Annotated in this window: 17 protein-coding genes and 1 riboswitch; of the genes, 7 read left to right on the top strand and 10 right to left on the bottom strand. The window is 68.3% G+C overall.

The genetic code is table 11. The features are described 5' to 3' along the window. Positions 1 to 11 precede the first annotated feature (11 nt). Complete coding sequence (ilvA, locus tag ACWDXS_RS30645) at positions 12 to 1,235, top strand: threonine ammonia-lyase (protein WP_387448213.1); 1,224 nt, start codon at positions 12 to 14, stop codon at positions 1,233 to 1,235. 51 nt (positions 1,236 to 1,286) lie between these two features. Here the strand turns inward: ilvA and ACWDXS_RS30640 are convergent, their stop codons facing one another. From ACWDXS_RS30640 to ACWDXS_RS30630, 3 genes are all read right to left on the bottom strand, one after another. Next, positions 1,287 to 1,601 (bottom strand): DMT family transporter, encoded by a 315-nt coding sequence (locus tag ACWDXS_RS30640; protein ID WP_358114922.1) that lies wholly within the window; start codon positions 1,599 to 1,601, stop codon positions 1,287 to 1,289. Positions 1,602 to 1,611: 10 nt separating this feature from the next. Then, positions 1,612 to 1,676: riboswitch (guanidine-III (ykkC-III) riboswitch) on the bottom strand. A gap of 65 nt (positions 1,677 to 1,741) precedes the next feature. Then, the gene (argH, locus tag ACWDXS_RS30635) at positions 1,742 to 3,160 is read right to left on the bottom strand and encodes an argininosuccinate lyase (RefSeq protein ID WP_378636916.1); all 1,419 of its coding nucleotides are present in this window, start codon (positions 3,158 to 3,160) and stop codon (positions 1,742 to 1,744) included. 231 nt (positions 3,161 to 3,391) lie between these two features. Beyond that, positions 3,392 to 4,594, bottom strand: a complete 1,203-nt coding sequence (locus tag ACWDXS_RS30630; protein ID WP_378994234.1) for an argininosuccinate synthase — start codon at positions 4,592 to 4,594, stop codon at positions 3,392 to 3,394. A gap of 271 nt (positions 4,595 to 4,865) precedes the next feature. Between ACWDXS_RS30630 and ACWDXS_RS30625 the strand changes: the two genes are divergently transcribed. The 5 genes from ACWDXS_RS30625 (at position 4,866) to ACWDXS_RS30605 (ending at position 7,127) form a co-directional block, all read left to right on the top strand. Continuing rightward, positions 4,866 to 5,006, top strand: a complete 141-nt coding sequence (locus ACWDXS_RS30625; RefSeq protein ID WP_266287497.1) for a hypothetical protein — start codon at positions 4,866 to 4,868, stop codon at positions 5,004 to 5,006. Positions 5,007 to 5,036: 30 nt separating this feature from the next. Further along, positions 5,037 to 5,168, top strand: coding sequence for a hypothetical protein (locus tag ACWDXS_RS30620; protein WP_255284563.1), 132 nt, complete (start codon positions 5,037 to 5,039; stop codon positions 5,166 to 5,168). Positions 5,169 to 5,230: 62 nt separating this feature from the next. After that, a complete protein-coding gene (locus tag ACWDXS_RS30615; protein WP_378994231.1) occupies positions 5,231 to 5,386 on the top strand; it encodes a hypothetical protein in 156 nt (51 codons plus the stop codon). A 67-nt stretch (positions 5,387 to 5,453) separates the two neighbouring features. Beyond that, positions 5,454 to 6,275 (top strand): aldose epimerase family protein, encoded by an 822-nt coding sequence (locus ACWDXS_RS30610; protein ID WP_378994229.1) that lies wholly within the window; start codon positions 5,454 to 5,456, stop codon positions 6,273 to 6,275. A 30-nt stretch (positions 6,276 to 6,305) separates the two neighbouring features. Then, the gene (locus tag ACWDXS_RS30605; protein ID WP_449971023.1) at positions 6,306 to 7,127 is read left to right on the top strand and encodes a DUF4184 family protein; all 822 of its coding nucleotides are present in this window, start codon (positions 6,306 to 6,308) and stop codon (positions 7,125 to 7,127) included. Here the strand turns inward: ACWDXS_RS30605 and ACWDXS_RS30600 are convergent. After that, a complete protein-coding gene (locus ACWDXS_RS30600) occupies positions 7,011 to 8,426 on the bottom strand; it encodes an MFS transporter (RefSeq protein WP_449971020.1) in 1,416 nt (471 codons plus the stop codon). The two genes, ACWDXS_RS30605 and ACWDXS_RS30600, sit on opposite strands and share 117 nt — an antisense overlap. Before the next feature lie 126 nt (positions 8,427 to 8,552). Here ACWDXS_RS30600 and ACWDXS_RS30595 point away from each other — a divergent pair, with 126 nt between their 5' ends. Next, positions 8,553 to 9,116 (top strand): TetR/AcrR family transcriptional regulator, encoded by a 564-nt coding sequence (locus tag ACWDXS_RS30595; RefSeq protein ID WP_379314395.1) that lies wholly within the window; start codon positions 8,553 to 8,555, stop codon positions 9,114 to 9,116. 6 nt (positions 9,117 to 9,122) lie between these two features. Here ACWDXS_RS30595 and ACWDXS_RS30590 read toward each other — a convergent pair whose 3' ends face one another. The 6 genes from ACWDXS_RS30590 to argC are packed head-to-tail and all read right to left on the bottom strand — an operon-like array spanning position 9,123 to position 14,981. Beyond that, positions 9,123 to 9,626 carry an arginine repressor gene (locus ACWDXS_RS30590; RefSeq protein WP_056824335.1) on the bottom strand — a complete coding sequence of 168 codons (504 nt, stop codon included), beginning with the start codon at positions 9,624 to 9,626 and terminating at the stop codon, positions 9,123 to 9,125. Between the two features lie 34 nt (positions 9,627 to 9,660). After that, positions 9,661 to 10,593: an ornithine carbamoyltransferase gene (gene argF, locus ACWDXS_RS30585; RefSeq protein WP_378994221.1), complete on the bottom strand. Its 933-nt coding sequence runs from the start codon at positions 10,591 to 10,593 to the stop codon at positions 9,661 to 9,663. Beyond that, complete coding sequence (locus ACWDXS_RS30580; RefSeq protein WP_449971014.1) at positions 10,590 to 11,792, bottom strand: acetylornithine transaminase; 1,203 nt, start codon at positions 11,790 to 11,792, stop codon at positions 10,590 to 10,592. Before ACWDXS_RS30580 ends, argF begins: the two co-directional genes overlap by 4 nt. Continuing rightward, positions 11,789 to 12,703, bottom strand: coding sequence for an acetylglutamate kinase (argB, locus tag ACWDXS_RS30575; protein ID WP_387448162.1), 915 nt, complete (start codon positions 12,701 to 12,703; stop codon positions 11,789 to 11,791). Before argB ends, ACWDXS_RS30580 begins: the two co-directional genes overlap by 4 nt. Further along, entirely contained in the window at positions 12,700 to 13,926 is a 1,227-nt protein-coding gene (gene argJ / locus ACWDXS_RS30570) for a bifunctional glutamate N-acetyltransferase/amino-acid acetyltransferase ArgJ (RefSeq protein ID WP_449971011.1), read from the bottom strand. The genes argB and argJ overlap by 4 nt, the downstream gene beginning before the upstream one ends. After that, positions 13,923 to 14,981, bottom strand: coding sequence for an N-acetyl-gamma-glutamyl-phosphate reductase (gene argC / locus ACWDXS_RS30565; RefSeq protein ID WP_449971008.1), 1,059 nt, complete (start codon positions 14,979 to 14,981; stop codon positions 13,923 to 13,925). The genes argJ and argC overlap by 4 nt, the downstream gene beginning before the upstream one ends. Positions 14,982 to 15,004 lie beyond the last annotated feature (23 nt).

Raw genomic sequence — 15,004 nt, 5'->3', positions numbered from 1 at the left:
AACCTGGCACCATGTGGCCGATGGAGACCGTGGGACTGGAGCGGATCGAGGAAGCCGCGCGATTGCTGGCGCCGGTGATTCGACGGACACCGATCGTGGGGTCGCGGGTGTTGTCGGAGCGGGCGGGTACGCAGGTGCTGCTCAAATGCGAGAACCTGCAGCGGACCGGGTCGTTCAAACCGCGCGGGGCCTACAACCGGATCGCCCATCTCCCGGCGGCGGATCGCGCGCGGGGCGTGGTGGCAGCCAGCGCCGGCAACCATGCGCAGGGGGTGGCGTGGGCGGCGAGCGAGCTCGGGATCGCCTCGACGGTGTTCATGCCGGTCGGGGCCTCGCTGCCGAAGCTCGTCGCGACGCGCGCCTACGGTGCCGACGTGCATCTGGTGGGCGACACGATCGACGAATCCCTGGACGCCGCACAGGAATTCGCTGATCGGACCGGCGCGACCCTGATCCATCCTTTCGACCATCCCGACATCGTCGCCGGACAGGCGACGGTCGCGCTGGAAATCCTCGAGCAGGTTCCCGAGGTGGGTACGGTCGTCGTGCCCACCGGTGGTGGCGGGTTGCTCGCGGGTGTCGCGGTGGCGTTGCACGCGCTGGCGCCGAATGTCCGGGTGATCGGCGTGCAGGCGGCCGAGGCGGCGGCGTGGCCGGATTCGCTGGCGGCGGGCAGGCCGGTCCGGGTGCCACGGATGTCGACGATGGCCGACGGTATCGCGGTCGGACTACCCGGCGCGGTGCCCTTCGCCCATGTCGCCGAACTGGTGTCCGAGATCGTCACCGTCGACGAGGACGCCCTGTCCAGGGCCCTGTTGCTCTGCCTGGAACGGGCCAAACTCGTCGTCGAACCCGCGGGTGCGGCGGGCGTGGCCGCCTTGCTCACCTCCGCTCTCGAAGATCTGCCCGGCCCCGTGGTGACCATCGTGTCGGGCGGGAATATCGACCCGCTGTTACTCACGCGCGTGATCGGCCACGGTCTCAGCGCCGCGGGCCGCTACCTGGCCATGCACGTGACGATCGACGACCGGCCAGGCGCCCTGTCCGCGCTGCTCGCCGTGGTCGGGCGCGCCGGCGCGAGCGTGGTGGATGTCGTGCACTCGCGAACGGGGCCGTGGCTGGCCGTCGACGAGGTCGAGGTGTCGCTCACCGTGGAAACCCGCGGCTCCGCGCACCGCGACGACGTTCTGGACGCACTGCGTGACTCGGGTTTCCGCGTACACGCCGAGCTCTAGAACCCCGTGCGCGCACCGGGTTCCCGCACCACGCGCCCGGGGATCACCGCGTCAGTGCGCCATTTTCAGCCCGACCACACCGGCGACGATCATCACCAGGAACACGGCCTTCACGACCGAGAAAGCTTCCGCGCCGGTGACCATGGCATAGACGACGGTCAGGACGGCGCCGATGCCCACCCAGACCGCGTACGCGGTGCCGACGGGGAGATCACGCATGGCCAGCGCCAGCCCGGTCATGCTGGCTGCCAGGGCTACGCCGAAAACCACGGTCGGGACGAGCCGGGTGAACCCTTCGGTCCGGCCCAGCGCGGTGGCCCACACTGCTTCCAGTACACCGGAGATGACGAGCAGAATCCACGACATGACGAGCCTCCTGTGGCCGTCTTGTCGCGTTCCGGGTACGGCTACCCTCGTCCGGGAGCCCCGTTCGGGCTCACTGCCAAGTTGTCACACCGGCAATCTCTTGGCAAGCAGGTGGTGGGTGAAGTCACCACCTCCCCGCCTCAGCTCAGCCAGGCGCGAGCGTCGTCCGCGGTCTTGCGGACCTCGTCGAGCTGTTCGGCCACACGCACACCGGCGGTGCCACCCCGCGCGTTGCGCGAGGCGATCGAACCCTGCACCGTGAGCACCTCGCGCACACCGGCGGTGAGCGCGGGGTCGACGGCGGCGAACTCCTCGTCGGTCAGCTCGTCGAGACCGACACCACGCGCCTCGGCGACGCGCACGCACGCACCGGCCGCCTCGTGGGCGACACGGAACGGAACACCTCGGCGCACCATCCATTCCGCGATATCGGTGGCGAGGGTGAACCCGGCGGGTGCGAGTTCGGCCATCCGGTCGGTGTGAAAGGTCAGGGTGGCGACCAGGCCCGCGATGGCGGGCAGGAGCAGTTCGAGCTGGGCGACCGAGTCGAAGACCGGCTCTTTGTCTTCCTGCAGGTCCCGGTTGTACGCCAGCGGTTGGGCTTTCAGCGTGGCGAGCAGGCCGGTCAGGTTGCCGATCAGGCGGCCCGCCTTGCCACGGGTGAGCTCGGAGACATCGGGGTTCTTCTTCTGCGGCATGATCGACGAACCGGTGGACCAGGCGTCGGCCAAGGTCACGTAGCCGAATTCCGGTGTGCTCCAGATGATGACCTCTTCGGCCATCCGGCTCAGATCGACGCCGATCATGGCCAGCACGAAGGCGGCCTCGGCGGCGAAGTCACGCGAGGAGGTGGCGTCGATCGAATTGGCGGCGGAGGCGGTGAAGTCCAGTTCGGCGGCGATCTGCTCGGGATCGAGGCCCAGCGAGGAACCGGCCAGCGCGCCCGAACCGTACGGGGAGATGGCGGCGCGCTTGTCGAAGTCGCGCAGGCGTTCCAGATCGCGCAGCAGCGGGTGCGCGTGGGCGAGCAGGTGATGCGAGAGCAGTACCGGCTGGGCAGCCTGGAGGTGGGTCTTGCCCGGCATCACGGCGTCGGGATGCGCGGCGGCCTGCGCGACCAGCGCGTCGACCACGTCGAGCACCCCGGCGGCGACGCGACGCACACCGTCGCGCAGCCACATCCGGAACAGGGTCGCCACCTGGTCGTTGCGCGAACGACCGGCCCGCAGCCGACCACCGAGCTCGGTCCCGACCCGCTCGATCAGGCCACGCTCGAGCGCACCGTGCACATCCTCGTCGGAGTCGGCGGGGCCGTAGGCACCGGAGGCGACATCGGCCGCGAGCGCGTCGAGACCGGCCAGCATGGCGGGCAGATCCTCGTCGGCGAGCAGCCCGGCCTTGTGCAGCACGCGAGCATGCGCCTTGGACGCGCGGATGTCATACGGAGCCAGCACCCAGTCGAAGTGGGTCGACTTGCTCAGCGCCGCCATCGCCTCGGCCGGACCGGAAGCGAATCGCCCACCCCAGAGCGCACCTTCGTTGGTTCCACTATGGGTCATCGTGTGCCCTCTCCTGGGTATAGGCGGTCGCGTTCACAGTCGCACATCGGCTGCCAGCGCACGAAGGGCAACCGAATCGAGCCTACGGTTGCCGACTGATCTAGCGAGAACATGGGTAACTCATCGGGCACCCCCAGAACAGATGTACACCTCAGGCGAGCCCGGAACCGACGCCAACCGCCCCCCTACGACCGGCAGAAGTCGCGGGAGGCGGGAAGGCGGCGGGCGTGCTTACTTCTGGTTCAGGTCGCGGCGGGCGGCGACCTTGGAGGACAGGCCGTGGATCTGCACGAAGCCCTTGGCCAGCGACTGGTCGAAGGTGTCGCCCTCGTCGTAGGTGGCCAGGTTGAAGTCGTAGAGCGACTGCTCGGAGCGACGGCCGTTGACCACCGCGGACCCGCCGTGCAGCACCATCCGGATCTCGCCGGTGACGGTCTGCTGGGTGTCGGAGATGAAGGCGTCGAGTGCGCGCTTGAGCGGAGAGAACCACAGGCCGTCGTAGGCCAGCTCGCCCCAGCGCTGCTCGACCTGCCGCTTGTAGCGGGCCAGCTCGCGCTCGACGGTGACGGCTTCGAGCGCCTGGTGCGCGGTGATCAGCGCGATGGCGCCCGGCGCCTCGTAGATCTCGCGGCTCTTGATACCGACGAGGCGGTCCTCGACCATGTCGAGACGGCCCACGCCCTGACGGCCGGCGCGGGTGTTCATCTCCTCGATGGCCTGCAGCACCGAGACGGGACGGCCGTCGATGGCGACCGGCACACCCTTCTCGAAGGTGATGATGACCTCGTCGGGCGCCTCGAAGTTCACCGTCGGGTCGGCGGTGTAGTCGTAGACGTCCTTGGTGGGCGCGTTCCACAGGTCCTCGAGGAACCCGGTCTCGACCGCGCGGCCCCACACGTTCTGGTCGATGGAGAACGGCGACTTCTTGGTGACGTTGATCGGCAGGCTGTTCTGTTCGGCGAAGGCGATGGCCTTCTCCCGGGTCCAGGCGTAGTCGCGGACCGGGGCGATGACCTCGAGGTCGGGCGCGAGCGCGCCGATGCCGACCTCGAAGCGGACCTGGTCGTTGCCCTTGCCGGTGCAGCCGTGCGAGACGGTGGTGGCGTTGTGGAACTTCGCGGCCTCGACCAGGTGCTTGACGATCAGCGGGCGGCTGATGGCCGAGACGAGCGGGTACTGGCCCATGTACATGGCGTTGGCCTGGATGGTGGGCAGGCAGTACTCGTCGGCGAACTCGTCGCGCGCGTCGACCACGATGGCCTCCACGGCGCCGCAGTCGAGTGCGCGCTGTCGGATCGCGCTCATGTCCTCGCCGCCCTGGCCCAGGTCGATGGCCACGGCCACCACCTCGGAACCGGTCTCCTTCGCGATCCAGCTGATGGCGACGGAGGTGTCAAGCCCACCGGAGTAGGCGAGTACGACGCGATCGGACATGTCTGTTGTGCTCCTCGAAGTCTGGTACGTAAAAAGGGCTGCCCTGAGCAGTATGGATGCTCCGGCCGCCGGTCGGCTCACGCCGTTGCTACAAATGATTATGCATGATGATGCAATCTCATTCATAACCGGGGGGTACGGCCTCGGACGTACGCCGGCGAAATAGCCGATCACCTGCGACGACACCAGCGCAGCCCTTGGCGAGTACTCTCAGCTATGAGACGCTGGTCACAGCAGATAGCCATCAGGTCGGGACCGAAGGAGAGCCATCATGCAGTCGCTACGTGATTTCGCCGAGGCCAACTACGACCTGATCGGAACGGTTGTCATCGGACTCGGGAACCTCAGCCTGACGGTGGCCAAGGCTGTCATCGACCTCGGCACTCCCCTGCTCCAGGGATTCTTCGCCTGACTCACCGACCTCGAATCCAGGGAGCACATCATGGATGAAGTCCTGCAGTTCCTCTCCGACAATTACGAGGCAGGCGCCGCCCTCGGCCTCTATGTCGGCCGTGCCGTCTTCGAGATCACCGCCCCACTGACCCTGCTGATCCTGAACTTCCTCAACTCCTGACTCCTCACCTGTGGCACTCTGGGAGAGCACTATTCGGCTCGCCACACGTGAGGACGAACAAGATGCTCCACTACATCGCGCAGGAATTCTCGACCCTCGGCAACGGTGTTCTCGATGTCGGTAGAGCAGTCGTCGAGCTGGTTCAGAACATCATCGACATCGCCACGCCGAATAATCGCGGCGGCGGCGCGGGCGGCGGGCAGTACCCGTTCAACTGAAGACCACATCCCAGCTTTCGGCGTGAGTTACCGCTGAGGGCATAGTCACGCGGCTAGTGTGCGAATCATGACCGACGATGTGCGGCTCGATGTCGGCTCCGCGGGTCTCACGATCGCCCCCGGCGACGGCGGCGCGATCCACAGCCTGACAGTCGACGGCACCGAACTGCTCCGGCAGGATCCGGGCACCGGCTGTTTCGTCATGGCGCCGTGGGCAGGTCGGCTCGGCGACGGCGAACTGACCGTCGGCGACCACACGTATCAGATGCCGATCAACAACCCGCCGCACAGCATTCACGGCACCGCCCGCGACGGAGTGTGGGAGGTGGTCGCGGCTTCGCCGACGGAGGCGACGATCAGCCATCGCCTCGGTGATCCGTGGCCGTTCGCGGGCACGGTCACCCAGACGTTCACCCTCACCGACACCGGCCTCACCCTGGCGATGCGCATCGCCACCGACCACGACGCCTTCCCCGCCCAGGGCGGCTGGCATCCGTGGTTCCTGCGCGAAGTCCCGCCCGCGACCGGGCCGGTGCGGCTCGATTTCGACCCGGCATGGCAGTACGAACGCGGCGACGACTACCTGCCCACCGGCCGCGAGATCGCGCCGACGCCGCCACCGTGGGACGACTGCTTCGGCATGCCCGACGGCGTTCTCGCCCGCCTCACCTGGCCCGGATTCCTGGCATTCACCATCACCAGCCCCGTCCACGACGTCGTCGTCTGGACCCTGCCGGAGCAATCCCTGTCGGTGGAGGCCCAGTCCGGCCCACCCAACGGCCTGAACACCGCACCCCGGATGGTCACACCCGACTCTCCACTCGATGTCCACGTCGACTGGACATGGCAACGCCTGTCGCGGAACCGAACGACTCCGCAGCCCGAGTAGCCCAGCACCACAGCCGATTACGGTGATTGCGTGCCGATCACGTTCGCCCATCCCGTCGCGGTGCTGCCCTTCGCTCGATACCTCCCCCTTCCCGCACTCGTCGCGGGATCCATCGCCCCCGACGTCGTCTACTACCTGCCCGGTCCCCTGTCCGGCACCACCACCCACTCGGTTGTCGGCGTTCTGTGCTGGGACCTGCTGATCGGCCTGGTGCTACTCGTCGCTTTCCGGCTTTCCACCGGCCCGGCCTCGGCGCTTCTCCGCCTGGCGCCCGCCTCGTCCCCTGATCCCAGATCAGCGGGGCTCGCGGCGGTTTCGACGGTCACCGCCCTGGTACTCGGTGCCGCGACACACGTGGTCTGGGATTCTTTCACTCAGACAACAGGTTTCGTGGTCCAGCACTCGGCTCTGTTGCGGACGTCGGTCATCGAGCCGCACAAGACCTACAACGTCCTCGGCTATCTCTCCTCTCTCGCCGGAACGGTGGTCCTCACCTACCTCGTGGTGCGCCGCACCCGGCGCAAGGTTCGCCCACCCACGTGGACGCACCGGGCCGTCGTCGCCGTGCTGCTCACCGCGCCGGTCATCGGTGTGGCACTCGCCGTCGACGACCCGGTCACCCGGGTCAGTACCTACGACCTGATCCGACACACGATCGTCGGTGCGGCTCGGGCGACGGTTGTCGCCTGGGCCGTCTACGCCGCGCTCTGGCACCTCGGCGCAGGTCGCGTGCGCTCACCGCGGCGAGCGGACGCTGCGGAAGGTGAGCGCGACCAGGAAGGTCAGGGCGGCGATGACGGCGGCTGCCGCGAAGGCGGCGGTCATGCCGCCGACCAGGGCGTGGGTCGGTGAACCGCCCGCGTCGCGCGCGGCGGTGCCGAAGATCGTCACCAGGATCGCCAAGCCCAGCGCGCCGCCGGTCTGCTGCATGGTCTGCAGGGCGCCGCCCGCCGCACCCGCCTCGTCGGGCGAGACCGTGGACATGATGATCACGTTCAGCGGCGAGAACGCCAGCCCGATACCGCAGCCCATCGCGACCATCGCCACGAACAGCAGGGGGAAATAGCCGGAGTCCTCCGAAAGCCTGGTCAGCAGCACGAGTCCGACGACCATGGCGACGGCGCCGGTGAGCGTCACCGGCTTCGGGCCCAAGCGTGCCAATAGTCGCGGGATCAGCCGGATCATGGTGAACATCAGCACCGCTGTGGGCAGGAACGCGAAACCCGTTGCCAGCGAGCTCATTCCCAGCACATCCTGCAGATACTGCGTGAGGAAGAAGAACATCGACATGCCTGCCATCGGCCCGAGGAACATGTTCAGATAGCCGGCGGCGCGGTTGCGATCGGCGAACAGGTGCAGGGGCAGAAGTGGTTGTGGCGCACGCAGTTCGATCGCGATGAAGGCGGCCAGCAAGGCCGCCCCGATCGCGAGCCAGATATCGGTGCCCGCCGCGCCCCAACCGTGCGAGGCGGCACTGATGAAACCGTAGACCAGGGCGGCCACGCCCGCGGTTGCGGTCACCGCGCCCGGCAGGTCGAGCCGGGCGGCACGACGCGGCAAGTCTGGCAGGTACCGCAGCGCGAGTACCGCGATGACCAGGCCGAACGGCACATTGATGAACAGCACCGAGCGCCAGCCGAACCATTCCGTGAGCAACCCGCCGACGATCAAGCCGATCGCGAATCCGGCGCTGGACATCCCGGAGAACAAGGCGAGCACCCGGATTCGAGCCTTGGGCTCGGTGAACGTAGTGGTCAGGAGCGCAAGGGTATTCGGCCCGGCCATGGCGCCGCCGATGCCCTGGAGCACGCGGGCCGCGAGCAACCACCCGGCCGACGGCGCCAGGCCACCGGCCAGCGAGGCCACGGTGAACAGCACCACGCCCGCGATGAACAGGGTGCGCCTGCCGAACAGGTCGCCCGCGCGGCCGCCGAGCAGCAACAGGCCGCCGAAGACGAGCGTGTAGGAGTTCATCACCCAGGACAGGCCGGTCGCGCTGAACTCCAGGTCGGTCCTGATGTGCGGCAGCGCCACATTCATCACGGTGATGTCGAGAATGATCATGAGCTGACAGGTCAGCAGGGTGACCAGGACGATCCGTGGCCGAACGCGTTCGACCCGGTCGATTTCGGAGAGTGTGGGGGCAGTCAAGAACGCTCCATCAACAAGGAACTCAAACGGAGAGACTCTCCGTTTATGACAGAGCTAGCATAGGGAGAAAGTCTCCGGTTCCGCAAGACTAAACGGAGACTTCATCCGTTTCCAGTGGAGGATCTTGTGGACGCACCGTCGCGGCCGATGCGCGCCGACGCACGCCGCAATTACGAGCGCATCGTCGACTGCGCCCGCGACGCGTTCGCCGAGCACGGCACCGACGCACCGCTGGACGACATCGCGCGACGCGCGGGGGTCGGTCCCGGAACGCTGTATCGCCACTTCCCGAATCGCACCACGCTGATGGAAGCGGTGTATCGCGCCAATATCGAGACACTCGCCGCGCGGGCAGACGAACTACGCCGAACGCACGCCCCCCTCGACGCGTTCGACGCCTGGTTCGGCGAGCTGGTCACCTACATTCTCGAAAAGCACGGCCTGGCAACCACTCTCAAAGCCGCCATCGACCGGACCTCGGACACTTTCGCCGCCTGCTCCGCCCTGCTGGCCGAGGCCGCGGGCAGCGTTCTGATCCCGGTACAGGAGGCAGGCGAGATCCGCCCCGAGGTGAGCCCCCGCGACATCCTGCGCCTCGGCCACGGCATCGGCGCGGGCTGCCAGGCCGCCCCGGAGTCCGCCCCACTGCTCACCGACGTGGCGCTGGCCGGCCTTCGCGCCCAGCGCTAACGGCGCTCAGGCCAGGTCTTCGATTTTCGCCGCCAGTTCGGCGCCGGTGAGCGGCTCGCGGGCGATGACGGCGATGGTGTCGTCGCCGGCGATCGTGCCGACGATGTAGGGCAGGGCGGCGCGGTCGAGGGCGCTGGCCAGGAAGTGGGCGGCGCCGGGCGGGGTGCGCAGGACGGCGAGGTTGCCGCTGGCGTCGGTGGAGACGAGCAGGTCACCGAGGAGTTTGGACAGGCGGCCGGTGCCGCCGGTGACCCCACGCACGGGGCTGCCGTCCTCGGGGACGATGTAGACGCCCGCGCCACCGTCGGCGGCGCGCAGTTTCACCGCGCCGAGTTCGTCGAGGTCACGCGACAGGGTGGCCTGGGTGGTCTCGATCCCCTCGGCCGACAGCAGCGCGGCGAGTTCGGTCTGACTGCGGACCGAATGCGAGGTCAGCAGTTCGATGATGCGTGACTGGCGGCCGGCGCGGGTGCGAGCGATCGCGGGCGAGCCCTTTTCGGGCGCGCTCATCGCCCAGCCCCCACGCCGGCCCCGGTTCGCGGTCTCACGCGGCGGCTTTCGCGAGCAGCCACACCAGCAGCGCCTTCTGCGCGTGCAGGCGATTCTCGGCTTCGTCCCAGACCACACTGTGCCCACCGTCGAGCACCTCGTCGGTGATCTCTTCGCCGCGGTGCGCCGGAAGACAGTGCAGCACAATCACTTCCGGAGTCGCGTGGGCGAGCAGCTCGGTGTTCAGCTGGAACGGGCGGAACGGGCCGACGCGGTCGAGACCGTCGTTCTCCTGCCCCATGGAGGTCCAGGTGTCGGTGACCAGCACGTCGGCACCGGTGGCACCGACCACCGGGTCACCCGTGACCGACACGGTCGCACCGGTTTCCGCGGCCCGCTTGGCGGCGGCGTCCAGGATCCACGGCAGCGGTTCGAAGCCCGCGGGCGCGGCCACGGTCACGTTCATGCCCGCCGTCACGCCACCGAGCAACAGCGAGTGCGCCATATTGTTGGCGCCGTCACCGAAGTAGGTGAGGTTCAGCCCGGCGAGCGAGCCCTTGCGCTCGCTGATCGTCTGCAGATCGGCGAGCACCTGGCAGGGGTGGAACTCGTTGGACAGCGCGTTCACCACGGGAACCGTCGCGGTGACGGCCATCTCGTCGAGACGGGACTGTTCGAAGGTCCGCCACACGATGGCGTCGACGTAGCGCGAGAGCACGCTGCCGGTGTCGCCGAGGGTCTCCTCACGACCCAGCTGGGTGTCGCGACCGTCGACGACCACCGCATGCCCGCCGAGCTGAGCGATGCCCAGCTCGAACGAGAAGCGGGTGCGGGTGGAGTTCTTCTCGAAGATCACCCCGACTCCGCGCGGGCCGTCTAGCGGCCGGTGCGCGAAGGGGTCCTTCTTCAATTCGGCGGCGATGGCGAGGATCTCGGCCTGTTCGGCCTGCGTCACATCGTCGTCGCGCAAGAAATGACGCAGGGTCACTTGGTCGCTCCCTTAGCATCGGCGGCGGCCTTGTCGAGGATCTCGGGCAGGTCGGCGACGAAATTGTCGGCCTGGGTTTCGGTGAGCACCAGGGGCGGCGCCAACCGGATCACGTCGGGCTTGGCGGGGTTCAGCAGGTAGCCGGCCTCGCGCGCCCGTTCGCCGACGTAGGCGGAGATGTCGTTCTTCAGCACGATGCCGATGAGCAGACCCGCACCGCGCACGTGGTCGATCTCCGGATGCTCGAGCAACGCGATGCCGTCGCTGAGCTTCTTGCCCACCCACTCCACGTGGGTCAGCAGGTTGTCGGAGTCGATCGTGCGCAGCACGGCCAAAGCCGCTGCCGCACAGACGGGATTGCCGCCGAAGGTGGTGCCGTGCAGACCCGGCGTGAGCAGTTCGGCGGCGCGGCCCTGGGCCAGCACCGCGCCGATCGGCAGGCCGCCGCCGAGCCCCTTGGCCAGGGTGATCGCGTCGGGCACGATGCCCGCCGCCTGGTGCGCGAAAAATGTTCCGGTGCGCCCGATTCCGGTCTGGACCTCATCGAGGATCAGCAGCGCCCCGGCCCTGGACGTGATCTCCCGCGCCTTGGCGAGATAGTCGAACGGCGGGACGACCACACCGCTCTCCCCCATCATCGGTTCGAGGAACACCGCGGCGGTGTCGGAATCGACCACGGCTTCGAGCGCGGCGGCGTCACCGTAGGGCACGTGCACGACGCCGGGCGGCATCGGCTCGAACGGTGTCCGCTTGGCAGGCTGACCGGTCAGGGCGAGCGCGCCCATGGTGCGTCCGTGGAACGCCTCCTCGGCGGCGACGATCTTGGACCGCCCGGTGAGCCGCGCGATCTTGAACGCGGCCTCGTTGGCCTCGGTGCCGGAGTTGCAGAAGAACGCCTTGCCCTCACCGTCGCCGAAGTGGGCCAGGAGCTTCTCGGCCAGCTCGATCACGGGCTCGCTGGCGTACAGGTTCGACACGTGGCCGAGCGTGCCCAGTTGCTGGGTGACCGCTTCCAGGATGGCGGGGTGGGCGTGGCCGAGGCTGTTGACCGCGATGCCACCGAGGAAGTCGATGTAGCGCTTGCCATCGGCGTCGTAGAGCACCGCACCGGCGCCGCGCACCAGCGCGACCTTCGGGGTGCCGTAGTTGTCCATCATCGCGGCCGACCACCGCTGCTGCAGCATCTCTGTTTCGCTCATGATTGCGTTCCATCCGGCGCCCCGGCAGGGGTCACCATGGTTCCGATTCCTTCTCCGGTGAACAGCTCCAGTAGTACCGAATGCGGGACGCGCCCGTCGATCACGTGGGCACTGGGGACCCCGCCGAGCACGGCGCGCAGACACGCTTCCATCTTCGGCACCATGCCCGCATCCAGGCGCGGCAGCAACTTCGCCAACGCGTCGGCGTCGATCCGGCTGGTCAGCGAGGAGCGGTCCGGCCAGTCGGTGTAGAGGCCCTCGACATCGGTGAGCACGACGAGTTTCTCGGCGCCGATGCCCTCGGCCAGCGCGGCGGCGGCGGTGTCGGCGTTGATGTTGTGCACCACGCCGTCGGCGTCGGGGGCGATGGTGGAGACCACCGGGATGCGGCCCGCGTCGATCAGGTCGAGCACGGCGCCGGGGTTGACCTCGGTGACGTCGCCGACCAGGCCGATGTCGGTGGCGACGCCCGCCACGGCGACGGTGCGCCGGGTGGCGGTGAACAGGTGCGCGTCCTCACCGGAGATGCCGACCGCGTACGGGCCGTGCGCGTTGATGAGCCCGACGAGCTCACGGCCCACCTGACCGAACAGCACCATCCGCACCACGTCCATCACCTCAGGGGTGGTGACGCGGAAGCCGCCGCGGAATTCGCCTTCCATGCCCAGCCTTTTCAGCATGGCGTTGATCTGCGGGCCACCGCCGTGCACGACTACGGGATGCACGCCGACGGTGCGCAGGAAGGCCATGTCGGCGGCGAAGGCCGACTTGAGTTCGTCGTCGACCATGGCGTTGCCGCCGTACTTCACGACCACGATCTTGTCGCGGAACTTCTGCAGCCACGGCAGCGCGTCGGCGAGCACGTGCGCCTTGTCCAGCGCCGAAAGAGTGTGCACCACACTGTTACTCATGAGCTGTACGCCGAGTTCTCTTCGACGTAGGCGTGCGAGAGGTCGGTGGTGCGCACCATCGCGGTGCCCTCCCCCACATTGAGCTCGATCAGCACGTCGACGTCCTCGCCGGACAGGTCGACCTCGCGGGCGCCGGGCGCGCCGACACTGTCGACGCAGACCGGATTGCCGTTGAACGACACCGCGATCCGGTTCGGGTCGAGGGTCACCGGTGCGATGCCGACGGCGGCGAGCACACGACCCCAGTTCGGGTCGGAGCCGAACAGCGCGGTCTTGACCAGACTGTCGCGGGCGACCGCGCGGGCGACGGTGAGCGCCTCGTCCTCGGAGGCTGCGCCGGTGACGGTGACCTGGACCCGCTTGGTGACGCCCTCGGCGTCGGCCATCAGCTGCGCGGCCAGGTCGTCACACACGGTGAACACCGCGGCGTCGAGATCCTCCTGCGCGGGCGCGACGCCGCTGGCGCCGTTGGCCAGCAGCAGCACGGTGTCGTTGGTGGAGCAGGAACCGTCGACGTCGAGCCGGTCGAAGGTGTATTTCGTGGCCTTGCGCAGGGCGGAATCGAGCTGCTCGGGTGTGGCCACGGCGTCGGTCGTGAGCACGACGAGCATGGTGGCCAGCGACGGCGCGAGCATGCCCGCGCCCTTGGCCATGCCGCCCACATTCCACTTGTCCTCGCTGTGGAATGCCGACTCCTTCGGCACGGTGTCGGTGGTCATGATGGCGTGGGCGGCGTCGGAGCCACCCGACATGCCGCCGCCCATCTCGTGCACGATCTCGGTGATCGCCGGGACGAGCTTGTCCATCGGCAGGCGGTCACCGATGAGACCGGTGGAGCAGACCGCGATCTCGCCCGCACCGGTCTCGGTGCCCCAATTGCTCAATGCCGCGGCGAGTTCCTCGGCGGTCTTGTGGGTGTCCTGGAAACCGCCGTGGCCGGTGCAGGCGTTCGCGCCACCGGAGTTCAGGATCACCGCGCGCAGATGACCGGTCTTCAGCACCTGCTGCGACCACAGCACCGGCGCGGCCTTGACCTGGTTGCTGGTGAAGACGCCGGCCGCCGCGTATTCGGGGCCCTCGTTGAGCACCAGCGCGAGGTCGGGCTTGCCGCTGGCCTTGATACCGGCCGCGATGCCCGCCGCGCGGAATCCCAGTGGCGCGGTGACGCCCTGGGTGTGGATCAGTTTGCCGTGGTCCGGGGTCTGCGGATCAGGGGTCGTCACGGTGCCACTCCTACGGTGGAAAGTCCTGCGGTCTCGTCGAATCCGACGGCCAGATTCATCGATTGCACCGCGGCGCCCGCGGTGCCCTTGGTCAAGTTGTCGATCGCGCCGATCACCACGAGCAGACCCGCGTCGGCGTCGACGGTGACCTGCAGGGTGATGGCGTTGGATCCGAGCACCGAACCGGTCTGCGGCAGTACGCCTTCGGGCAGCAGGTGCACGAAAGGTTCTTCGGCATAAGCTTTTTCGTAGACGGCACGTGCCTGCGCGGCATCGACCTTCGTCGGTGCGGTGCAGGTGGCCAGGATGCCGCGCGGCATCGGGGCCAGCACCGGGGTGAACGACACCGAGACATCCACGCCGCCTGCGGCTTTCAGGTTCTGCGCGATCTCGGGGGTGTGCCGGTGTGCGCCCGCGATGCCGTAGGCCCGGACACTGCCCATCACTTCGGACCCGAGCAGGCCGACATCGAGTTTGCGACCGGCACCCGAAGTACCGCTCACCGCAACGACATTCACCGCTGGCTCGATGATCCCGGCGGCGATCGCCGGGGCCAGCGCCACACTCGACACGGTCGGGTAGCAGCCGGGCACGGCGATCCGCCGGGCACCGGTGAGCTTCGCCCGGCCGCCGGGCAGTTCCGGCAGGCCGTAGGGCCAGCTGCCCGCGTGGGGGCTGCCGTAGTACTTCTCCCAGGCGGCGGCGTCGGTGAGCCGGTAGTCGGCGCCGCAGTCGATGATGACGGTCTCGTCGGGCAGGGCCGCCGCGATGGCGCCGGACTGACCGTGTGGGAGGCCGAGGAACACGATGTCGTGACCGGCCAGGACCTCGGGAGTGGTCTCCTCGAGAATCCGGTCCGCCAGGGGCAGCAGATGCGGCTGCAGCGCGCCCAGTGCGGTACCCGCGTTGGAACCGGCGGTCAGCGCCCCGATCGCGAGGCGCCCCGCTCGGTATTCGGGATGACCGAGCAGTAGACGCAACACTTCGCCACCGGCGTATCCACTCGCACCGGCAACCGCCACCCGCAACACGGGTCCTCCCGACGAATCAACCATGTGATGATTATGCATGACTATGC

The organism is Nocardia sp. NPDC003183, assembly GCF_053590715.1.
The sequence above is the reverse complement of the archived record's forward strand: the minus strand, read 5'-3'. Positions and strand labels throughout refer to the sequence as shown.